Consider the following 20,406-nt stretch of genomic DNA (forward strand, 5'->3'; position numbering starts at 1 on the left):
GGCCCTTTTTTGTTGGCTGCGATTAATGCCAGCTAGTCATTCCGACTGATAAAGCGCGCAGCACATCACCACCATCCCGATGTCAGCCTTGTCAGTACAAAAGGGTATTTCGCCCAGTACCTGAAATCCGCAACTTTCATAAAAACGCTGGGCATGGCTGTTGGACTTCAGCACATCCAGCCATAGGGCGCTTTCCTTGCGGGTTTTTGCTGACTGCTGAATGAACTGCAGAAGCTGCTTGCCGTAGCCTTTGCCCGCCTGAGACTTGAGGAAGTAAATTTTCTGCAGTTCAGCACCAATCTCGCCAGACACAGGGATCGATCTGGACCAGTTGACCTTTGAAAAACCTATGGCTCGGCCTTCCTCGTCGAATACCAGGAGCCAGTTGTAGTGGGTGGGTGCTTCGATGGATTTCTCAAGTTCGCAGATTGAGAAGTCCTCGTTGAGGAAGTGCTGCATTCCTGCGGCGGTCCACAGGTCAGAAAAGTGCTCTCGGTACGTCTCGATACCGAGGTTGCGAAGTACGTGGATGTCTTCCCTGGTGGCTTCTCGAATGGTGATCACTGCCTGCTTCCTGCATTGGGTTGATACTGATCAATACCGGGAGAGGCAGACGAATACAAGAGCGAGCGACTTCAGTACTAATCCCTTCTACCCAAGCCCATTCTCTTTGGTCTTGAGCGACCACTTCACATTGGACGCCCGTCTTGGTGGCTGCAATTCTGCGCTTCAGCCCGCAGAGGCTGCCCTCAAGGAAAAGGAGTCCGCCATGCTCGGTCACTACGCGCAATACAGTCAGCACTACATCACTACCTTGATGATCGTCACCACGCTGTTTTTTGCCCTGCCGATCTTTATCGCGCCCATTGCCTGGGCTCGGGCGATGCGTTGGACGATTCCCGAGCAGCAGCACCTGACGATCTATTTTGGCCGCTGCCTGGGGGCGTTCATCCTGGTGGTGGAAGTGGCGATGTTGCGTTCTGCAACTACCGGCACCAGTTTCAGCTATGCGTTTGACATGCTGTTTGTGGTGTTCACGCTGATGTTCGTGGTGCATGTGTATGGTGCGGTGAAGCGTATCCAGCCCATTACCGAAACCCTGGAGATTGGTTTCTGGATGATCCTGTTAGTGCTCAATACGCTGTTTTATCCGGCAACGTCGATCACCCTGTAGGGCTCAAGCCTGGGCTGTTACGGTTCCCTTCGCGTCGCGCAATATTCGACAATCAGTGCCGATATCGCGGCCACTATCGGTTGATCCGCTTCAGGCGCGGCAAACAGCCGGAACTGCGCATCAGGCAAGTCCGGCAAGCCATGCTCGGCACCCAGCGCCGTCAGCCCCTGGCCCAATTGACTGGCCGCCATCGGTGCCAGCGCAAAACCTGCCAACACCGCAGCTCGCAATCCGGCAGTGCTGGTGCAGGACATTGCCGTACGTTGGGGGATGCCCGCCTGGGCCAGGCGCGTCAGCGCCACCTCGCGATAAGGGCACGGCTCTGGGAAGAGCGCCAGGGGCAGGGGGCTGGGTAGCGAGGTCACAGGCTGCGCCGGACCTGCCCACACCAGGGGTTCTTGCCACAGCAGTTGGCCCGGCTCGTCGGTTTCACAGACCGAGCCGATCACCAACTCCAGATGGCCTTGCTTCATCTGGTTAAGCAAGGTGCCGGGGATGCCCACCTGGATGTCGATTTCCAGGCCCGGGTACTGTGCGGCGAAAGCTTGCAGCGTGCGCAACAGTCGCGCCTCGACAAAATCCTCGGACAGCCCGATTCGCAGTCGCCCGTGAAAGGGCGTGCGAGTCAGCTCCGCCCAGGCGTCCCGGTTCAGCGCGAGGATCGTGCGGGCATAGCCGATCAGGCGTTCGCCGTCGGGCGTCAATTGCTGGGAGCGGGTAGTGCGTTTGAGCAGCGGTTTGCCGATCTGCTCTTCCAGGCGTCGCAAATGACCGCTGACCGCGGACTGGGTCAGGCTCAGTTTGTCGGCGGCGCGGCTGAAGCCGGCTTCATCGACCACAGTGACAAAAGTCTTGAGTAGCAGGATGTCGAACATAGTTCTATTCGTGATCAATTGAGCGATTAATCACGATTTATATTTCAAATAGCGCTATGTTGCAATGCCCTCCAGATTCCCATCCTCGAGGTCATCCATGGCTAGGCTTGTGCATATTGAGTGTTCGCCCCGTAAACAGCGTTCGGCATCCCTGCAGGTTGCCCGCAGTTTCATCGCGCGTTATCAGGAGCATCACCCGGACACCGAAATCGTCACCCTCGACCTGTGGGCCATGGCGCTCCCGGAGTTTGACCAGCATGCCATGGACGCCAAGTATGCCGGTCTCGCGGGAACAGCCTTGACGCCCGTGCAGCAAGCCGCCTGGAGTACCTTGAGGGCGTTGGCCGAGCCGCTGCATCGTGCAGACCTGCTTGTGCTGTCCGTGCCGTTGTGGAATTTCAGTATTCCGTACAAGCTCAAGCACTTCATCGACCTGGTGTCGCAGAAAGACCTGTTGTTCGGGTTCGACCCCGAGCGTGGCTTGTATGGCTTGCTGCATAACAAGAAGGCCGTGGTGGTCTACGCCCGCGGCCTGGATTTTTCGTCGCAGTCGAGCACGCCGGCACAGTACTTCGACTTCCAGGAGCCTTACGTGGCGGCTTGGCTGCAATTTATCGGGATCAGTGATTCCCACGCAGTGATTATCGAGAAAACCATCTTGGGCGAGGCGCAGGATTTACCGGCTCGCGAGGCTGCGACTGAGCAGGTCAGGCGTTTGGCGGACAGCCTTTGTCACAGTTAAGGGGCACTGACGTCAGGTGGGGTAGGCGTTCGGCGTTGAGTCGCTGGCATGCGGCCTCGGCCTCCAGGCGGCTGGGGTAGGTGTGTTGCAAGCGCAGCTTGTCCCGGTTGTCGTAGAGGTTAAATCCTGTGGGGGATGCCTTGCAGTAGGAGCGTTTGCCTGTGCGCAAGGATTGGGTCTGGGCAGGAATCGCCGGCACTACAACAAATCTTGGAACCATGCTCGCCTCCTCTGACCCGTGTGAACGTGAGTCTAAGCAATAGCGGCAACTTGCCACTAGATCAAGGTCGTGGGCTGAAATTCCGATGGGCAACCGTTTTTACCGAAGGTTTACCTGTTCGCTGCTGGAAGGCAGCGGCTCGTATTCGTGATGATGCAGATGGCGGTACCAGCCACAGGCGGCCATGCCGAGCGTGATGACAACCAGAGTGGAAAATGCGGTGGCAGCGTAGATGATCACAAGTGTTGCAAATCCTTGCAGGGGTGGTCCGGCAATCGTAGTTCCATTACGCCATCTCAGGATGTAGGACAAGTCGTTTTGTTCGGAGGGATTTATCTTTGGTGTTGATTTAAATCGGGCTGCGATTGGCGCCTGGCAAGCGAAGTCCGGCGCGATGAACTACTACTGACGCAGCTGTTTTTTCCGTCCTGAAAGGGGAGTCAAACCCATGGCTGTTCACTGGTTGCTTGCGGCGGTTCATCTGTTGGCCTATGGCCTCGCGTTGTGGGCGGTGCTGGCCCGTGCCACGGCTTTTCGGCGAGTGACGGCCGATGGCGGCGGGGCCCGCAGCGTGTTGCTGGCCGACAACTTCTGGGGCGTTTCGGCGATCATCCTGTTGCTGACGGGAGGGCTGCGGGCCTTTGGCGGCTACGAAAAGGGCACGGACTACTATCTGCATCAGCCATTGTTCCACCTGAAAATGAGTTTGTTCATCATCATTTTGCTGCTGGAAATTGCGCCCATGCTGGCGTTGATCAAATGGCGGATCGCATTGGGCCGGCAGGCTCCGATCGATGTCGGGCGCACAGCGCTGTTTGCCCGTATCTGTCATGTCGAGGCGTTGTTGATTGTGCTGATGGTGGTAGCGGCCACGGGCATGGCGCGCGCAGTGACATTCGGCTGATGGCCTGGGCAGGCGTCGGTTTCGACAGGAGAAAAGAGAATCGGCTGACAGCGTCGTCTGGGGAGATCCCGTTAGTATCGACGTTGTTGGTGAGGCACAGAATCTTTAGCCAGCCATTACTCTAAAAAGCAGGCTGGCTACTGATTGCTGTTCAGGCTCAGGTTTGCGGTTTTTCCGGGGCAGTCAGGCCTGCCTGGATGCGCTGGTAGATTTCTTCTCGATGCACCGCAACGTCTTTCGGGGCATTGATGCCGATTCTGACCTGCTGGCCGCTAACGCCCAGAATGGTGATGGTAATGTCGTCACCGATGTTTATGCTTTCACCGACTTTGCGGGTGAGTATCAGCATGATCTTCTCCTTGATAGCTTTGTAGGGCACCTGACACACGTGCAGATGTCGGTAATACGTATAGATTAGTGCGAAGTGTCACGGTTTGGGTGCTTCTTTCTGACGCGTAGACGCTGCATTAATTCCCGGGGTGCGACTATACAGAGGCTGCAATCATCATTCTCGTTGTTTTATCCCCTGTTTGCTTGGGTTGAGAGGCATTTTTGAGTGATAAGATCTGCGCCTTTGGCATTCAGGGGGAAAAGCTGTGCGCAAATTGATGTGGGTGATCGCGGTATTGGCACTGACCGGGTGCGGTGAGCAGGCCGGGCAAGGGCCGAAGAAGCCCCAGGCGGCGGTTGTGGCCAGTCCGGCAGAGGTCGCTGTACCGCAGTGGGATGTGTTGGTGCAAGGTTCGACTCCGCAGGCTGTCAGCGATCTGACCGGGTGGTTGATCGAGCATAGCTTTGTTTCCTACGTCGTCACGCAAGACGGCAAACAACGTGTGCTGGTAGGGCCATTCAATTCCAAGGCTGAGGCTGAGTCACGCCAGGCCCAGGTGGCCGCCGCCCTGGTCAAGGCGAAGAAACAGAACATCGAGACCCTGGTCATCGAGCACAATAGCGTCAAGTAATGCCTGCCTAAAGGGTGAGCGACGTTATCCGTCTATAGGAATAACGACTCATCACCCTCAGGGAGGTCCCCATGGCCCGCGCTGCCCCTTACACAGTGTTCGACGCCGTCCTGCAACGAAAGCAGGTGCTGAGCCCGCATCTGATGCGCGTGACGCTGGCCGGCCCCATGGTGGCCGGCATGGCCACCTGGGCGCCGGACCAGCGGGTAAAGCTGTTTTTCCCGGCCGCCGATGGCAGCCTTGCCAGGCTGGCCCATGATGCGGACTGGCACACCGGCTACCGCTCCCTGCCTCTGGCGCAACGCCCGGCGATGCGCACCTACACCATTCGCCACCTGCGTCCTGCGCAGGGCGAGGTGGATATCGACTTTGTCCTGCATGGCGAAACAGGTCCGGCTTCACGCTGGGCACTGTATGCCCAGCCGGGCGCGAGCCTGCAGATCGTGGCACCTGACCGGCGTTTCAGCGCCGAGCAAACCGGTGGTTTTGAATGGAAGCCACCTATGGAGTTGGGGCAGTTGCTGCTGATGGCCGATGCCACCGCACTGCCAGCGGCACTGGGCATACTTGAAGAGTTGGCCGGGCAGCACGCGCCGCCCGCGACTCAGGCGTTTTTCGAAGTGCAGGCGGTCGCAGACCGGTTGCCGGTGCCCCAGTGGCCGGGGCTCGAGGTGCAATGGCTGATCCGTGATGAGCGTGCGTCTGTCGCTGCGGGCATGCTGATGGTAGAGGCCGTGCAGAGCGCCCAACTACCGGATTTCAATTCAGCAGTCGGCGACCCTGGGGCATTGCCCGACATCGATATCGACCAGGAGATTCTCTGGGAAACCGGTTCCGCCCAGGGTGCTGCTTTTTATGCCTGGATCGCTGGCGAGAGTGCTGCTGTGATGAGTGTGCGCAAGTATTTGGTCGGTGAGCGGCAGATTCCTCGGCAAATGCTCAACCTCATGGGGTACTGGCGTTACAACAAGGCTGGAAGCTAGCTTGTCTGGGGGCCGGGGCGCTATGCCCCGGGCCTTGTCTTAACTGCAGAGCTTCATGTCTACCGGGCCGACAAACTCGTTGGCGCGACCCATGACGCAAGCCACCTTCTGGTTACGCTGGCGCTCCCAGACTTGCACCGGGTAGGTCTTGTTCCAGGCCTCGTACAATTGCCGATCCTGCTTGGACAGGCGCAAGCCGTACTGCTTGCTCATGTAGAAGTAGGTGCGGGCGATCATGCCGCGGATGGAGGGGCGCGGCATGACCTTCTTGGCCTTGAAGTCGACCTGGGTCAGGCACGAACCATATTGCCCGCTTTTTACCGGCAGCCAGCCGAAACTGAAATTGCTGCGGTCGCCGTTGACCTCGCCGATGCTGGGCACCAGGTTGTGCAAGTCGGCCTCGGCGCGCTGGTAGGTCGGATCATGGCGGGTACAGTTCTGCCGTCCGCCTTCCTGCCAGCACTGACGCAGATGGCCGATCTGCCAGGCCGGCACTATGTGTTCCCATTCAATACGTGCCGCGCGGTTGGCGTTTTTCCGTGGCACGTAGCCACAGGCCGCGAGGTCGACCCGATTACCGGTGTACTTACAGCCGCAGTAGAACTCGGTGGACTGCGGCGCGTAGAGCGTCCAGGCGATCTTTTTCGCTTCGTTAAACGTACGTGGCGCCTGCGCGTGTGCGCTGGCCGCCACCAGGAGTAGCAGCAAAGCAAAACAACGAACCATCATCGACTCAATCTTCCTTCGGCACTACCCAGAAAATCTGCACGCCACCGTCGTCGCGGTGGGCGAGGGTGACGTTGTCGTTCTCGGCGATTTCCTCAAGCAGGCGTTCCCACTCATCAACCGGCTCATCGGGGAGGCGGAAGATCAGTGCAGCCTTGGCTTTTTGTGCGTTCGGCGAATTGATGATTTTTTGAATGCGTAGACCCATGCGTTCGTAAGAACCAGGTGGGTTGCTGTTTGCTTGGGAGGTGGCCACGGGGTAGTCCTTATTAAGCTGTACGTGCATACAGTATTTAACTGTAAGCATTTTCGCAACTGCTTAAAATTCAAGAAGATCTCTCAGACCACAGGTTTTGCGTTTTAGTGTGCGTCCGCAGGTTTTTTTTGCAGTGCTGGCGCCAGGGTTGGCGCTGACTCGCCCGGGCGGGCGAGTCAGGAGGGCAAGCGTGCAACCCGGGCGGGTCGCACGCACTCAATCAGTATTCCCAGAACATCCGTTGCAGCTCTTTGCTGTCGGATGTCTTGGTCAGGGCAACCATGGCCAGGATCCGGGCTTTTTGCGGGTTCAGGTCATGCGCCACGACCCAGTCGTATTTGTCGTCTGGCTGCTCTGCGTTACGCAGGACAAAACCGCCGGCATTGACGTGGGAAGAACGGATGATCTGCACACCATCCTTGCGCAGGGCTTGCAGGGACGGCACGACACGCGAAGATACCGAGCCATTGCCGGTGCCGGCGTGGATGATCGCCTTGGCGCCGGATTGAGCCAGGGCCTTGTACGCGGTGTCGCTGACGTTGCCGTAGGAGTAGGCGATCTCTACGTCAGGCAGGCTCTTGATGGTCTTGATATCGAATTCCGAATCCATGGTGTGGCGCTTGGCCGGCAGGCGGAACCAGTAGGATTTTCCTTCGACGACCATGCCCAGCGGGCCCCATGGGCTCTTGAACGCTTCAGTCTTGATGTTGACCATTTTGCTGACATCACGACCCGACTGGATCTCGTCGTTCATGGTCACCAGCACGCCCTTGCCGCGTGCGTCCTTGCTGCCGGCTACCGCGACGGCGTTGTACAGGTTGAGCATGCCGTCTGCCGACATGGCAGTGCCTGGGCGCATCGAGCCGACCACGACGATTGGCTTGTCGGTTTTTTCCACCAGGTTGAGGAAGTAGGCGGTTTCTTCCAGGGTGTCGGTGCCGTGGGTGATGACGATGCCGTCGACGTCCTTGCTGTCAGCCAGCTCGGCCACGCGGCGGCCCAGTTGCAGCAGGTTTTCATTGGTGATGCTCTCGGAGGCGATTTGCATCACTTGCTCACCACGAACATTGGCCACTTGGCTCAGCTCGGGTACGCCGGCGATCAGTTGCTCGATCCCGACTTTGGCGGCCTGGTAGGTCGCGCTGTTGGCGGCACTGGCGCCAGCGCCGGCAATGGTGCCGCCGGTAGCGAGGATCACCACATTCGCCAGTTTTTGCTGGTTGGCGACTTCTTTTGCCTGCAGGGCTGTCGGCAGAAGCAGCAGGAGGGCCAAGGCGCCCGGAACAAGGGTGTTGAAGGCAGATTTCATTATTTTCTCTCTAATAGTGATGACGGTGCTGATGCAGGTTCATCTAGATTCCCCCAAGCCGATCTGTATGCCGGGGGTAGGGGGTTAGAGCAGGATTTGTACCAGCCGTGAAGAAGACTCAATAAACTTATAAGTAATTGATTTATAACGATTAAATATAGATCCTTGAGGGCAGTGTAACGAGGCGTGTCCGGAATTCCGACGAAATCTGCGAACGGCGTTCGGTTGTCCGAAAAGTCCTACTGAGTTTGGGTAATCTTCCTACGTCACTGGCAATGAAGGGCTCTCAAGAAAACGCTGCGCCGGCCGATGTTCCTTGAAGGATCATTTTTCCAAGGAGCTCAGATGACCATTGCAATCGGTTCAACCCCTGGCCTGACGGTTCGTGTCAGCGACAAACCCCTGGTGATTGTCCAGACGTCCGACAAGGCACTGGCAAACGCCTCGGGCGGAGTGCTGCCGGTCGAGGAGGAGGGCGCTGGCAAACCAGTGGTCAGCTCCAGGCAACAGGCCGAGCCAAGTCCGTCCTCCGAAGAGTCCGGTGGCAATGTGCTGGTGCAAGCCCTGCAAAAGCGCATGAAGGAGTTGCAGGCGTTATTGCAAAAGCAACAGGAGCAGTTGGCTGCTGCCCAGGCTGCGTCCAACCAGGCACCTGAAGCCAAGGCGACGATGGTCGCGGGCATTCAAGGGCAGATTGCCTCAACCAGCGCAGCCCTGATGCAAACCGCGGCTGCCCTGGCCAAGGAGCTGGGCAAAGGTTCGTCGGGCGGATTGGTCAACACCACCGCTTGAGTGTCCAGGCCTTGGCCAGTCGTTGACAAATAGCGGCAGGGTTCGCATAGTTCGGTCTACGCAAACGTTTGCGCAGCGGTGCCTGTGAAGAACAGCAATGGCTGTGGTGCTGCGGGCGATGCACGCGTTGCTCACAATAATCATAAGATCGGAGTGAACCCATGAAGCTGCCATTCGCTGGACGTCTTCTTGCTGTCGCTATGCTGGCTGCCGCCGCCACCGCTGTGCCCCTCTCTTCGGCTTTCGCCGACACCCCTGAAAAACCCAAGGTCGCCCTGGTCATGAAATCCCTGGCCAACGAGTTCTTCCTGACCATGGAAGATGGCGCCAAGGCCTACCAGAAACAACACCCTGGCGATTTTGATCTGGTCTCCAACGGAATCAAGGACGAAACCGACACCGCTAACCAGATTCGTATTGTCGAGCAGATGATCGTTTCCAAGGTCAATGCGCTGGTGATTGCGCCCGCCGACTCCAAGGCGATGGTGCCGGTGATCAAGAAGGCCGTCGACGCCGGTATCACCGTGATCAACATTGATAACCAACTCGACCCGGATGTGCTCAAGAGCAAGAACATCAGCGTGCCTTTTGTCGGTCCGGACAACCGCAAGGGCGCACGCCTGGTTGGGGAATACCTGGCCAAGCAACTCAAGGCCGGTGACGAAGTCGGCATCATCGAAGGGGTTTCCACCACCACCAACGCCCAGGCACGGACCGCGGGCTTCAAGGATGCGATGGAGGCGGCGCAGATCAAGGTGGTGTCTCTGCAATCCGGTGATTGGGAGATCAACAAGGGCAATCAGGTTGCCTCCTCGATGCTCAGCGAATACCCACAGATCAAGGCCCTGCTGGCCGGTAACGACAGCATGGCGGTAGGCGCCGTTTCCGCAGTGCGAGCAGCCGGCAAGGCGGGCAAGGTGCAAGTGGTGGGTTATGACAACATCAATGCCATCAAACCGATGCTCAAGGACGGTCGTGTCCTGGCCACCGCCGACCAGTTCGCAGCGAAACAGGCGGTGTTTGGCATCGAAACCGCGCTGAAGATCCTCAAGGGCGAAAAGGTCGACAGTGGCCCACAAGGCGTGATCGAAACGCCGGTTGAACTGGTCACCCAATAACCCGTCTGGCATCACAATGGCGCTCGCCCGTGCGGGCGAGCGCATGGAGAGTTTGTTATGTCAGTGAGTGCCTCGAGCGCGGTCCTTGCGGTCAGCGGTATCGGCAAGACGTATGCGCACCCGGTGTTGGCCGGCATTGACCTGACGCTGATGCGCGGCGAAGTGCTGGCGCTGACCGGTGAGAACGGTGCCGGCAAAAGCACGCTGTCGAAGATTATCGGCGGCCTGGTCACCCCGACTACCGGGCATATGCAGTTCCAGGGCCAGGAGTATAGCCCGGGCAGTCGTGCCCAGGCCGAAGCCTTGGGGATCCGCATGGTTATGCAGGAACTCAACCTGCTACCGACCTTGTCGGTGGCGGAAAACCTGTTTCTCGACAACCTGCCCAGCTACGGCGGCTGGATCAGTCGCAAGCGCCTGCGCAGTGCGGCGATCGAGGCCATGGCGCAGGTCGGCCTCGATGCAATCGACCCGGACACGCTGGTGGGGGAGTTGGGCATTGGTCATCAGCAAATGGTCGAAATTGCCCGCAACCTGATCGGCGACTGCCATGTGCTGATTCTCGACGAGCCGACAGCCATGCTGACGGCCCGTGAAGTCGAGATGCTGTTTGAACAGATCAGTCGCCTGCAAGCCCGGGGCGTGGCGATCATTTATATCTCCCATCGGCTCGAAGAGCTGGCACGGGTGGCCCAGCGCATTGCGGTGTTGCGCGACGGCCAACTGGTCTGCGTCGAGCCGATGGCCAACTACAACAGCGAGCAACTGGTCAACCTGATGGTCGGCCGCGAGCTGGGTGAGCACATTGACCTGGGGCCTCGGCAGATAGGTGCCGCGGCGCTCACCGTCAACGGTTTGAGTCGGGCGGACAAGGTGCTGGATGTGTCTTTCACGGTGCGCGCCGGGGAAATCTTCGGGATTTCCGGCTTGATCGGGGCCGGGCGTACCGAGTTGCTGCGCCTGATTTTCGGCGCCGACGCGGCGGACAGCGGCACGGTGGCCCTGGGCTCTCCTGCGCAGGTGGTGAGCATCCGCTCGCCGGCCGATGCGGTGGGCCACGGGATCGCGCTGATCACCGAGGACCGCAAGGGCGAGGGCCTGCTGCTGACGCAGTCGATCAGTGCCAACATCGCCTTGGGCAACATGCCGGAGATTTCCAGGGGCGGGATCGTCAACCCGGGCGCAGAGACCGCGCTGGCGCAACGGCAGATCGATGCCATGCGCATTCGCAGTTCCAGCCCGACCCAACTGGTGGGCGAGCTGTCCGGCGGTAACCAGCAGAAGGTGGTGATCGGCCGCTGGCTCGAGCGCGAGTGTACGGTGTTGATGTTCGATGAGCCGACTCGCGGTATCGACGTCGGGGCCAAGTTTGATATCTACGCCTTGCTCGGCGACCTGACGCGTCAAGGCAAGGCGCTGGTGGTGGTTTCCAGCGACCTGCGTGAACTGATGCTGATTTGTGACCGTATCGGCGTGTTGTCGGCGGGGCGGCTGGTCGAGACCTTCGAGCGCGACAGCTGGAGCCAGGATGATTTGCTTGCCGCCGCTTTTGCCGGCTACCAAAAACGTGATGCGTTGCTCAACGAAGCAGCGCCTAGGGATCTTCCATGAAAACTGCAGTGTCCGCTGGCAAACGTAGTGGCAACTTTTACGGCCTGGGTACCTATCTGGGCCTGGCAGGTGCCTTGCTGGCGATGATTGCGCTGTTCTCGGCATTGAGCAGTCATTTCCTGTCGTACGACACCTTCAGCACCCTGGCCAACCAGATTCCCGACTTGATGGTGTTGGCGGTCGGCATGACGTTCGTGCTGATCATCGGCGGGATCGACCTGTCGGTGGGCTCGGTGCTGGCCCTGGCGGCATCCACGGTCAGCGTGGCGATCCTCGGCTGGGGCTGGAGTGTCCTGCCGGCAGCGCTGCTGGGCATGGCCGCTGCGGCACTGGCCGGAACCATTACCGGCTCGATCACCGTGGCCTGGCGCATTCCCTCGTTCATCGTGTCGCTGGGGGTGCTGGAAATGGCCCGCGGCGTGGCCTACCAGATGACCGGCTCGCGTACCGCCTACATCGGCGATGCCTTCGCCTGGCTGTCCAATCCAATAGCCTTTGGTATCTCGCCGTCGTTCATCATCGCCCTGCTGATCATCTTCATCGCCCAGGCGGTGCTGACTCGTACCGTGTTTGGGCGCTACCTGATTGGCATCGGCACCAACGAAGAGGCAGTGCGCCTGGCGGGGATCAATCCCAAGCCTTACAAGATTCTGGTGTTCAGCCTGATGGGGTTGCTGGCTGGAGTCGCGGCGCTGTTCCAGATCTCGCGCCTGGAGGCGGCTGACCCGAATGCCGGTTCCGGCCTGGAGCTGCAAGTCATCGCGGCCGTGGTGATCGGCGGGACCAGCCTGATGGGCGGGCGCGGTTCGGTGATCAGTACCTTCTTCGGCGTGCTGATCATTTCCGTACTGGCAGCAGGGCTCGCGCAGATTGGCGCCACTGAACCGACCAAGCGCATCATTACCGGTGCCGTGATCGTGATCGCGGTGGTGCTCGACACCTATCGCAGCCAACGCGCCCGGCGCCGGAGCTAAGCATGGCAACGATCAAGGATGTGGCGGCGCTCGCGGGGATTTCCTACACCACGGTGTCGCATGTACTGAACAAGACCCGTCCGGTGAGCGAGGAGGTCAGGCTGAAAGTCGAGGCGGCGATCCAGCGCCTGGACTACGTGCCCAGCGCCGTGGCCCGCTCGCTCAAGGCCAAGACCACCGCGACCATCGGCCTGTTGGTGCCCAACAGCCTCAACCCGTACTTCGCGGAATTGGCCCGGGGCATCGAGGACTACTGCGAGCGTAATGGCTACTGCGTGATTCTGTGCAATTCCGACGATAACCCGGACAAGCAGCGCAGCTACCTGCGGGTGCTTCTGGAAAAGCGCATCGACGGCCTGATCGTCGCCTCCGCCGGTGGTGACAGCGGGCTGGCTCAGGGCCTGGCGGGCGTGCGCACGCCGATGGTTATTGTCGACCGTGGGTTGGAGGGGCTGGATGCGGACCTGGTGCGCATCGATCACGAGTACGGAGCCTACCTGGCAACCCAGCACCTGCTGCAATTGGGCCATCGTGACATCGCCAGCATCGGCGGTCCGGCGCACACCAGCGTGGCCCAGATGCGCCTGGCCGGTTTCTGCCGGGCGCTGAAAGAGGCTGGGGTGCAGGTGCCGACCGAGCGCATGCTCGAAAGCGACTTCACCAGCACCGGCGGTTACAACGCGGCGGCCACGCTGTTGGCGAGCAACCCTCCGACGGCGATATTCGCCGGCAACGACATGATGGGCATCGGCGTGCTGCGCGCGGCTGCTGAACGCAACATCCGGGTGCCGAGCGAGCTGTCGGTGATCGGTTTTGACGACATTCAAATGAGCCGCTACGTCTACCCGGCGCTGACCACGGTCGGCCAGTCGATCCTGCAACTGGGAGAAATGGCGGCGCAAGTGCTGTTGCGCCGGATCGCGGCCCCCCAATTGGCGACCGATCAGCAGATCGTGACGCCCAGCATTGTCCTGCGAGAGTCGACTGCGCCGTTGTCCGGCGTCTTCGACTCTTTGCGCTGAAGCGACTTGATGAGTATCGATACATGCCAGCGAAAGTAGTGGTTGTAGGTAGTTTGAACATGGACCTGGTGACCCGTGCGCCGCGCTTGCCCCGTGGCGGCGAAACCTTGATCGGGCAGTCGTTCGCCACGGTCTCGGGCGGCAAGGGCGCCAACCAGGCGGTGGCCGCGGCACGCCTGGGCGCGCAGGTGGCGATGGTCGGCTGTGTTGGCAGCGATGCCTATGGCAGGGAGCTGAGCGAGGCTTTGCTGGCCGAGCAGATTGATTGCCAGGCGCTCAGCACTGTCGAGGGTAGCAGTGGCGTGGCACTGATTGTGGTCGACGACCTCAGTCAGAACGCAATCGTGATAGTAGCCGGTGCCAATGGCGCGTTGACGCCGCCCGTGGTCGATCAGTTTGACGCGGTCCTGCAGGCGGCCGATGTGCTGATCTGTCAGCTGGAAGTGCCGTATGACACGGTGGGGCACGTGCTGCGCCGTGGTCGTGAACTGGGCAAGACGGTGATCCTCAATCCGGCACCTGCCAGCGGTGCGCTGCCGGCGGAGTGGTACGCGAGCATCGACTACCTGATTCCCAACGAGAGCGAAGCCGCGGCGCTTAGCGGGCTGCCCGTGGATTCTCTGCAGACCGCCAAGGCCGCGGCTACCCAGTTGATCGCCATGGGGGCCGGCAAGGTCATCATCACCCTCGGCGCCGAGGGTTCGTTGTTTGCCAATGGCCAGGGTTTTCAGCACTTCCCGGCACCGCGGGTAAAGGCGCTCGACACCACGGCAGCCGGCGACACGTTTGTCGGTGGTTTTGCCGCGGCATTGGCCAGCGGCAAAGGCGAAGCCGAGGCCATTGGTTTTGGTCAGGTGGCGGCTGCGCTGTCGGTGACCCGTGCCGGCGCGCAACCTTCGATTCCTCGCCTGTCCGACGTTCAAGGATTTGTCGCGCCATGAAAAAGACCCCACTGCTCAACGTCGCCCTGTCGCGGCTGATCGCTTCGCTGGGACATGGCGACATGCTGGTGATCGGCGATGCCGGTCTGCCGGTGCCGCCCGGTGTCGAATTGATCGACCTGGCCCTGACCCAGGGCATTCCTGATTTTGTCAGCACCTTGAAGGTGGTGCTCAGCGAGATGCAGGTCGAAAGCCACGTGCTGGCCGAAGAAATCCTGCTCAAGCAGCCGCTGGCACTGCCGGTGCTCGAGGCGTTGACGGCCGAGGGAGCGATCGGCGAGCGGCGCTTGCTCAGTCACGAAGAATTCAAGCAACTCAGCCGCCGGGCACGGGCGATTGTGCGCACCGGCGAATGCCAGCCGTACAGCAACATCGTGCTGGTGGCCGGGGTGACGTTCTGAACCTGATCCGTTTCATTCACGCACAAGGAGTGCGCCATGCACCGCTATGCTCAACAGATTCATCATGTGCTCAGGAGCCTGCTGCTTTTGTCCCTGCTTACCGCTACAGCTGCTCACGCGGCACCTCGGATTGACCTGATCATCGACACCGACCCGGGTGCCGACGATGTGGTGGCGCTGCTGTTTGCCCTGGCATCGCCCGAGGAGCTGAACATTCGCGCCCTGACCACCGTTGCCGGTAACGTGCGCCTGGACAAGACCTCGCGCAACGCGCGGCTGGCCCGGGAGTGGGCAGGGCGCGAAGAGGTGCCGGTGTATGCTGGCGCGCCGAAGCCGCTGCTGCGCACGCCGATCTATGCCGAGGACATTCATGGCAAGGAAGGCTTGTCCGGGGTGGCGGTGCATGAGCCCAAGGCCGGGCTGACCGAAGGCCATGCGGTCAACTACCTGATCGACACCCTGCGTGCCGCCAAGCCTCACAGCATTACCATCGCCATGCTGGGGCCGCAGACCAACCTGGCACTGGCACTGATCCAGGCTCCGGACATCACGCAGGGCATCAAGGAAGTGGTGGTGATGGGGGGTGCCCACTTCAATGGCGGCAACATCACCCCGGTGGCCGAGTTCAACCTGTTCGCCGACCCGCAGGCGGCCGAGGTGGTGCAAAAGAGCGGCGTGAAGCTGACCTACCTGCCGCTGGACGTGACCCACAAGATCCTCACCAGCGAGGCGCGCCTGCGGCAGATTGCCGCGCTGAACAATAAGGCCAGCAAGCTGGTGGGCGATATTCTCAATGAATACGTCAAGGGCGACATGGAGCATTACGGCATGACAGGCGGCCCGGTGCATGACGCTACCGTGATCGCCTACCTGCTCAAGCCTGAGCTGTTCAGTGGGCGCGCCGTGAATGTCGTGATCGACAGCCGCGAAGGCCCGACCTTCGGCCAGACCATCGTCGACTGGTATGACGGCCTCAAGGCGCCAAAAAATGCCTTCTGGGTGGAAAGCGGCGATGCCCAGGGCTTCTTCGACCTGCTGACCGAGCGCCTGGCGCGCCTGAAATAAGGCTTGTCCCCGTGGGTGCCAGCCTGCGGGGGTTACTCGCGCTCCAAGGCGCTACTGCCCTTGTGCTCGGAAGGGTACTTCTCGAAAATCTGGGCGATGAAGGTGTGGGCCGCGTCGGCCCCCAGTTCCTTGACCAGTAGATCGATACTGATGATTGCAAGCTCTTCCGGACTGCCAGGGCTATAGGAGCTATGACCCTGTGGCCATTTGGCTTTGATGTCGGCGTCGATACTTACGGTGGTCATGATGGCGCTCGTGAAGTCGGAAAAGTCTGAGAGAGGAGTTAACCATTTTGCCGCGCATTTGGCACTCCGACTTAGGCATCAAAGGAGGGCTATGCGACACTTGGTCTTTGATCACTGTCCAAGGACCCTGCTGTGCAGATTGATTTGAACACCCCGGGCGGCTTGAGCCTGGAGGCGGTACGCCAGTTGCTCGCGGCTGCCAGCGACGATGAGCACACCCAATTGCGGGTGACCAAGGGCGGTATCGCCTACATTTCCTCGGGCGTTGTCGGCGGCAGCGAGATCGACGGCCTGCTGTTTCGCCTGGAGACCTGGGCCAAGGGCTCGGGTTACGTCGGACGAATCGCCGCCAGCGATGAAGTGTGGGTCATGCAGATCTTCAACGCGCTGAAGGAGAACTGGCCCAATCCGCCCTACGACTACATCGACGTCTATTGAAACCTGCTCATATTCAGTGACGATTGTGCGCTGAACAGCGCGCGATGGCTCAGGCAAACTTGCGCGCTCGACGCGTTTGAGGGCAAGGTGATGGCCGCAACCATGAACCAAACGTCTCAATGGTGGTCGGTTGTCGCACGAATTCAGCTTAATTATTGTAAGGAGGCTTCATGCCTTGGAAGCTCGCGTCATTGGGTACTGTGCTGGCCGCGGTCATGTTGGCAGGTTGCAGCAGCACCACCGAGTCGGCAAAAGACCCCGTAGTGGCAGGGGCGGGCAGCGGTCGCTGTGAGGCCAAAGCCGCCGAATTCACCATCGGCAAGAAAGCTTCGCCACAATTGCTCGAAGAGGCTCGCACCCGTTCCGGCTCACAGAGCGCGCGGATCCTGCGGCCAAACGACATGATCACCCTGGAATACCGTTCCGATCGCTTGAACCTGAACACCGATGCTGGCCTGGTAATTACCCGGGTCAATTGCGGCTGACAGCGCAGCGGCTGGAGTAACGCCCATAAAAAACCCCGTCACATGGACGGGGTTTTTTTAGTGCGCCTGGAAATTACTCTGGGCGAACTTGTGCAGCTTGCATACCCTTTTGGCCTTTCTCAGCCACGAAGGAAACGGTTTGGCCTTCTTTCAGGCTTTTGAAACCGTCGCTTTCGATAGCTTTGAAGTGTACGAACAGGTCGTCACCGCCACCTTGAGGAGTGATGAAGCCGAAGCCTTTTTCATCGTTGAACCATTTAACGGTGCCGGTTTGGCGATTAGACATGGTGTATCTCCAAGAAACATATATTTTCAGTAGTACTGTGCTGCTCAGGCCAACTGGGCACACCGGGGTATCATAGTCGAAATGTTCGACTTGGAACCCCCCCAGCAGCACGGTTTGCTCTGCCGTTGCGCTTTCTTTCTCGCTGAAATTGCCTGAAAGCCCCGGTTTACAAGGGTTTCAGCCAAAAATAAAAGCGATAAAAAAAGCTGTAAAACCTGCATAAATTGTTGGTTCTGGCAGTTTTTTCGCCGTTTCAGGCCACTTTTCGGGGTAAAAACACCCCCTCGAAACGCTGTTTACTGGGCCTTGCAGGCGGCAATTGCGACTTGCGCCTTTTTCACCAGTTCAGGTGAAGGCGGGGTCTGCTTGCTCATCAGTTGAGTGATTTCCTGGGTGGTGAACTTCTTGTTCAACTCGTCGGCACCGCAGGCGCAGTGTTTCTTCGCGTTTGCCTCGCCGATGGTTTGGGCGGCAGCCGGGGTGCAATCCTTCATGAAGGCATCACGCGCGCCTGCAGGCCAGGCTGCTTGGGCGCTCAGCGGAAGCAGCATGGCCAATGGCGCGGCAAGGGCAAAAAGACGGATAAGGCGCATGACGGGAACTCCTGTGGGTCAGTAAGGTGTCGCGATTCTCAGGGCATTTGAGGGGGTTCGTACATCTCAAGTTCACTTGTGGCGGCAAATCCGCGCAAATCCGCGGCAACGCAACAAGCGCGCGGCGATGACCGTTCATCTGTGCTAGCATCCCACGCTTGGGAATTTTCAGGCCCTGGACGATGTATTCGCCAGGCGCGGTTGATACCCGAAGAACCCTGATTTGATCTCCAGTCACTCTGGTTCGGTTCCCGGTTGGCCGCAAGGCTCCTGCCGCTGTAAGGCAGGCGTTCATCATTGGATGGCCTGGACTGAATCGCGTACTGGCTGCTCATCCCAACCCACGTGACCTTTGGTAGGGGTCACCACTAGGAGAGGAGGCGCCATGCCCACTATTACTCTTCCCGACGGCAGTCAACGTTCGTTCGATCATCCGGTATCCGTAGCTGAAGTCGCCGCATCCATTGGTGCTGGCCTGGCCAAGGCCACCCTGGCCGGCAAGGTCAACGGCAAGCTGGTCGACGCCTGCGATGTCATCGACAGCGACGCCACCCTGCAAATCATCACGCCCAAAGATGAAGAGGGGCTGGAGATTATTCGCCACTCTTGCGCGCACCTGATTGGCCACGCGGTCAAGCAGCTGTACCCGACGGCGAAAATGGTGATCGGTCCGGTCATCGACGAAGGCTTCTATTACGATATCGCCTACGAGCGTCCTTTCACCCCGGACGACCTGGCGGCCATCGAACAGCGTATGCACCAGCTGATCGAGAAAGATTACGACGTAATCAAGAAAGTCACCCCGCGTGCCGGTGTGATCGACGTGTTCACCCAGCGTGGCGAAGACTACAAGCTGCGCCTGGTCGAGGACATGCCGAACGAGCAGGCCATGGGCCTGTACTATCACGAAGAATATGTCGACATGTGCCGCGGCCCGCACGTGCCGAACACCCGCTTCCTGAAGTCCTTCAAGCTGACCAAGCTGTCCGGCGCCTACTGGCGCGGTGATGCCAAGAACGAGCAGTTGCAGCGCGTCTACGGCACTGCCTGGGCTGACAAGAAGCAACTGGCGGCCTACATCCAGCGCATCGAAGAAGCCGAGAAACGCGACCACCGCAAGATCGGCAAGCGCTTGAACCTGTTCCATCTCCAGGAAGAAGCACCGGGTATGGTGTTCTGGCACCCGAACGGCTGGACCCTGTACCAGGTGCTCGAGCAGTACATGCGCCAGGTGCAGCGCGACAATGGCTACCTGGAGATCAAGACTCCGCAGGTCGTTGACCGTAGCCTGTGGGAGAAATCCGGGCACTGGGCCAACTACGCCGACAATATGTTCACCACCCAGTCGGAAAACCGCGACTACGCCATCAAGCCAATGAACTGCCCATGCCACGTGCAGGTGTTCAACCAGGGCCTGAAGAGCTACCGCGAGTTGCCGATGCGCCTGGCCGAGTTCGGTGCCTGCCACCGGAACGAGCCATCGGGTGCGCTGCACGGCATCATGCGGGTGCGCGGCTTCACTCAGGACGATGCCCATATCTTCTGCACCGAAGAGCAGATGCAGGCCGAGTCCGCTGCGTTCATCAAGCTGACCATGGACGTTTATCGCGATTTCGGCTTCACCGAAGTCGAAATGAAGCTGTCCACTCGTCCGGAAAAACGCGTCGGTTCCGACGAGCTGTGGGATCGCGCCGAGTCGGCACTGGCCGCAGCGCTAGACAGCGCGGGCCTTGCGTACGATCTGCAGCCGGGTGAGGGTGCGTTCTACGGTCCGAAAATCGAGTTCTCGCTAAAAGATTGCCTCGGTCGCGTCTGGCAATGTGGTACCTTGCAGCTCGATTTTAACCTGCCGATCCGTCTGGGAGCCGAATACGTCTCCGAAGACAACAGTCGCAAGCACCCGGTCATGTTGCACCGGGCGATCCTGGGTTCCTTCGAGCGATTTGTCGGGATTCTGATCGAGCATTACGAGGGCGCGTTCCCTGCGTGGCTGGCTCCGACCCAGGCAGTGATCATGAATATCACTGATAAACAGGCAGATTTTGCCGCTGAAGTTGAAAAAACTCTCAATCAAAGCGGTTTTCGTGCCAAGTCCGACTTGAGAAATGAAAAGATCGGCTTTAAAATCCGCGAGCATACTTTGCTCAAGGTTCCCTATCTCTTGGTTATCGGAGATCGGGAAGTCGAGATGCAGACTGTCGCTGTGCGTACTCGTGAAGGTGCTGACCTGGGCTCGATGCCCGTCGCCCAGTTCGCTGAGTTTCTCGCGCAAGAGGTTTCACGG

General features: G+C 59.5%; 26 protein-coding genes. 16 read left to right on the forward strand and 10 right to left on the reverse strand.

Annotation, left to right across the window (positions count from 1 at the left end; translation table 11 throughout):
- Nucleotides 1-36: 36 nt before the first annotated feature.
- A complete protein-coding gene (locus ACIOVD_RS13640) occupies nucleotides 37-564 on the reverse strand; it encodes a GNAT family N-acetyltransferase (protein WP_401128294.1) in 528 nt (175 codons plus the stop codon).
- A 205-nt stretch (nucleotides 565-769) separates the two neighbouring features.
- On the opposite strand from ACIOVD_RS13640, the gene ACIOVD_RS13645 reads away from it, so the two are divergent.
- Entirely contained in the window at nucleotides 770-1,174 is a 405-nt protein-coding gene (locus ACIOVD_RS13645; protein WP_401128297.1) for a hypothetical protein, read from the forward strand.
- A gap of 17 nt (nucleotides 1,175-1,191) precedes the next feature.
- On the opposite strand, the gene ACIOVD_RS13650 is transcribed toward ACIOVD_RS13645, so the two are convergent.
- Nucleotides 1,192-2,049 carry a LysR substrate-binding domain-containing protein gene (locus ACIOVD_RS13650; protein ID WP_401128300.1) on the reverse strand — a complete coding sequence of 286 codons (858 nt, stop codon included), beginning with the start codon at nucleotides 2,047-2,049 and terminating at the stop codon, nucleotides 1,192-1,194.
- Between the two features lie 97 nt (nucleotides 2,050-2,146).
- Here ACIOVD_RS13650 and ACIOVD_RS13655 point away from each other — a divergent pair, with 97 nt between their 5' ends.
- The gene (locus ACIOVD_RS13655) at nucleotides 2,147-2,791 is read left to right on the forward strand and encodes an FMN-dependent NADH-azoreductase (RefSeq protein ID WP_401128303.1); all 645 of its coding nucleotides are present in this window, start codon (nucleotides 2,147-2,149) and stop codon (nucleotides 2,789-2,791) included.
- Nucleotides 2,792-3,110: 319 nt separating this feature from the next.
- Here the strand turns inward: ACIOVD_RS13655 and ACIOVD_RS13660 are convergent, their stop codons facing one another.
- Nucleotides 3,111-3,251: a hypothetical protein gene (locus ACIOVD_RS13660; protein ID WP_159987304.1), complete on the reverse strand. Its 141-nt coding sequence runs from the start codon at nucleotides 3,249-3,251 to the stop codon at nucleotides 3,111-3,113.
- Between the two features lie 208 nt (nucleotides 3,252-3,459).
- On the opposite strand from ACIOVD_RS13660, the gene ACIOVD_RS13665 reads away from it, so the two are divergent.
- Complete coding sequence (locus ACIOVD_RS13665) at nucleotides 3,460-3,915, forward strand: DUF2214 family protein (RefSeq protein ID WP_095169262.1); 456 nt, start codon at nucleotides 3,460-3,462, stop codon at nucleotides 3,913-3,915.
- A gap of 157 nt (nucleotides 3,916-4,072) precedes the next feature.
- On the opposite strand, the gene csrA is transcribed toward ACIOVD_RS13665, so the two are convergent.
- Nucleotides 4,073-4,264: a carbon storage regulator CsrA gene (csrA, locus tag ACIOVD_RS13670; protein ID WP_008057174.1), complete on the reverse strand. Its 192-nt coding sequence runs from the start codon at nucleotides 4,262-4,264 to the stop codon at nucleotides 4,073-4,075.
- 247 nt (nucleotides 4,265-4,511) lie between these two features.
- Here csrA and ACIOVD_RS13675 point away from each other — a divergent pair, with 247 nt between their 5' ends.
- Together ACIOVD_RS13675 and ACIOVD_RS13680 are read left to right on the forward strand one after the other, a co-directional pair.
- Nucleotides 4,512-4,877, forward strand: a complete 366-nt coding sequence (locus ACIOVD_RS13675) for an SPOR domain-containing protein (RefSeq protein WP_401128308.1) — start codon at nucleotides 4,512-4,514, stop codon at nucleotides 4,875-4,877.
- 71 nt (nucleotides 4,878-4,948) lie between these two features.
- Nucleotides 4,949-5,860, forward strand: coding sequence for a siderophore-interacting protein (locus tag ACIOVD_RS13680; RefSeq protein WP_401128311.1), 912 nt, complete (start codon nucleotides 4,949-4,951; stop codon nucleotides 5,858-5,860).
- A 39-nt stretch (nucleotides 5,861-5,899) separates the two neighbouring features.
- Here ACIOVD_RS13680 and ACIOVD_RS13685 read toward each other — a convergent pair whose 3' ends face one another.
- The 3 genes from ACIOVD_RS13685 to ACIOVD_RS13695 form a co-directional block, all read right to left on the reverse strand.
- Complete coding sequence (locus ACIOVD_RS13685) at nucleotides 5,900-6,589, reverse strand: endonuclease (protein ID WP_095169259.1); 690 nt, start codon at nucleotides 6,587-6,589, stop codon at nucleotides 5,900-5,902.
- A 4-nt stretch (nucleotides 6,590-6,593) separates the two neighbouring features.
- Nucleotides 6,594-6,872 carry a DUF1654 domain-containing protein gene (locus tag ACIOVD_RS13690; RefSeq protein ID WP_095169258.1) on the reverse strand — a complete coding sequence of 93 codons (279 nt, stop codon included), beginning with the start codon at nucleotides 6,870-6,872 and terminating at the stop codon, nucleotides 6,594-6,596.
- A gap of 190 nt (nucleotides 6,873-7,062) precedes the next feature.
- Complete coding sequence (locus tag ACIOVD_RS13695) at nucleotides 7,063-8,151, reverse strand: asparaginase (RefSeq protein ID WP_095169257.1); 1,089 nt, start codon at nucleotides 8,149-8,151, stop codon at nucleotides 7,063-7,065.
- Between the two features lie 345 nt (nucleotides 8,152-8,496).
- Between ACIOVD_RS13695 and ACIOVD_RS13700 the strand changes: the two genes are divergently transcribed.
- From ACIOVD_RS13700 to ACIOVD_RS13735, 8 genes are all read left to right on the forward strand, one after another.
- Complete coding sequence (locus ACIOVD_RS13700; RefSeq protein ID WP_401128315.1) at nucleotides 8,497-8,943, forward strand: hypothetical protein; 447 nt, start codon at nucleotides 8,497-8,499, stop codon at nucleotides 8,941-8,943.
- A gap of 161 nt (nucleotides 8,944-9,104) precedes the next feature.
- Entirely contained in the window at nucleotides 9,105-10,061 is a 957-nt protein-coding gene (locus ACIOVD_RS13705) for a sugar ABC transporter substrate-binding protein (protein WP_095169255.1), read from the forward strand.
- Nucleotides 10,062-10,118: 57 nt separating this feature from the next.
- Nucleotides 10,119-11,672, forward strand: coding sequence for a sugar ABC transporter ATP-binding protein (locus ACIOVD_RS13710; protein WP_401128319.1), 1,554 nt, complete (start codon nucleotides 10,119-10,121; stop codon nucleotides 11,670-11,672).
- On the forward strand, nucleotides 11,669-12,646 hold the full coding sequence (locus ACIOVD_RS13715; RefSeq protein WP_095169253.1) for an ABC transporter permease: 978 nt from the start codon (nucleotides 11,669-11,671) through the stop codon (nucleotides 12,644-12,646). Before ACIOVD_RS13710 ends, ACIOVD_RS13715 begins: the two co-directional genes overlap by 4 nt.
- Nucleotides 12,647-12,648: 2 nt before the next feature.
- A complete protein-coding gene (locus tag ACIOVD_RS13720; RefSeq protein WP_095169252.1) occupies nucleotides 12,649-13,668 on the forward strand; it encodes a LacI family DNA-binding transcriptional regulator in 1,020 nt (339 codons plus the stop codon).
- 23 nt (nucleotides 13,669-13,691) lie between these two features.
- Nucleotides 13,692-14,609, forward strand: coding sequence for a ribokinase (rbsK, locus tag ACIOVD_RS13725; RefSeq protein WP_401128323.1), 918 nt, complete (start codon nucleotides 13,692-13,694; stop codon nucleotides 14,607-14,609).
- Complete coding sequence (gene rbsD, locus ACIOVD_RS13730; protein ID WP_095169250.1) at nucleotides 14,606-15,010, forward strand: D-ribose pyranase; 405 nt, start codon at nucleotides 14,606-14,608, stop codon at nucleotides 15,008-15,010. The genes rbsK and rbsD overlap by 4 nt, the downstream gene beginning before the upstream one ends.
- Before the next feature lie 36 nt (nucleotides 15,011-15,046).
- Nucleotides 15,047-16,075, forward strand: a complete 1,029-nt coding sequence (locus ACIOVD_RS13735) for a nucleoside hydrolase (RefSeq protein ID WP_401128327.1) — start codon at nucleotides 15,047-15,049, stop codon at nucleotides 16,073-16,075.
- A 32-nt stretch (nucleotides 16,076-16,107) separates the two neighbouring features.
- On the opposite strand, the gene ACIOVD_RS13740 is transcribed toward ACIOVD_RS13735, so the two are convergent.
- A complete protein-coding gene (locus ACIOVD_RS13740; RefSeq protein ID WP_095169248.1) occupies nucleotides 16,108-16,320 on the reverse strand; it encodes a hypothetical protein in 213 nt (70 codons plus the stop codon).
- A gap of 132 nt (nucleotides 16,321-16,452) precedes the next feature.
- On the opposite strand from ACIOVD_RS13740, the gene ACIOVD_RS13745 reads away from it, so the two are divergent.
- Together ACIOVD_RS13745 and ACIOVD_RS13750 are read left to right on the forward strand one after the other, a co-directional pair.
- Entirely contained in the window at nucleotides 16,453-16,758 is a 306-nt protein-coding gene (locus tag ACIOVD_RS13745) for a hypothetical protein (RefSeq protein WP_095169247.1), read from the forward strand.
- 170 nt (nucleotides 16,759-16,928) lie between these two features.
- The gene (locus ACIOVD_RS13750; RefSeq protein ID WP_095169246.1) at nucleotides 16,929-17,243 is read left to right on the forward strand and encodes an I78 family peptidase inhibitor; all 315 of its coding nucleotides are present in this window, start codon (nucleotides 16,929-16,931) and stop codon (nucleotides 17,241-17,243) included.
- A gap of 73 nt (nucleotides 17,244-17,316) precedes the next feature.
- On the opposite strand, the gene ACIOVD_RS13755 is transcribed toward ACIOVD_RS13750, so the two are convergent.
- Both ACIOVD_RS13755 and ACIOVD_RS13760 read right to left on the reverse strand, forming a co-directional pair.
- A complete protein-coding gene (locus ACIOVD_RS13755; protein WP_003179963.1) occupies nucleotides 17,317-17,529 on the reverse strand; it encodes a cold-shock protein in 213 nt (70 codons plus the stop codon).
- Between the two features lie 296 nt (nucleotides 17,530-17,825).
- Nucleotides 17,826-18,122 carry a hypothetical protein gene (locus ACIOVD_RS13760; protein WP_095169245.1) on the reverse strand — a complete coding sequence of 99 codons (297 nt, stop codon included), beginning with the start codon at nucleotides 18,120-18,122 and terminating at the stop codon, nucleotides 17,826-17,828.
- 385 nt (nucleotides 18,123-18,507) lie between these two features.
- On the opposite strand from ACIOVD_RS13760, the gene thrS reads away from it, so the two are divergent.
- A partial coding sequence (gene thrS, locus ACIOVD_RS13765) for a threonine--tRNA ligase (protein ID WP_401128332.1) occupies nucleotides 18,508-20,406 on the forward strand: 1,899 nt, incomplete at its 3' end.

The sequence above is a fragment of the Pseudomonas sp. NPDC087626 genome, from assembly GCF_044743405.1.
Lineage (GTDB): Bacteria > Pseudomonadota > Gammaproteobacteria > Pseudomonadales > Pseudomonadaceae > Aquipseudomonas.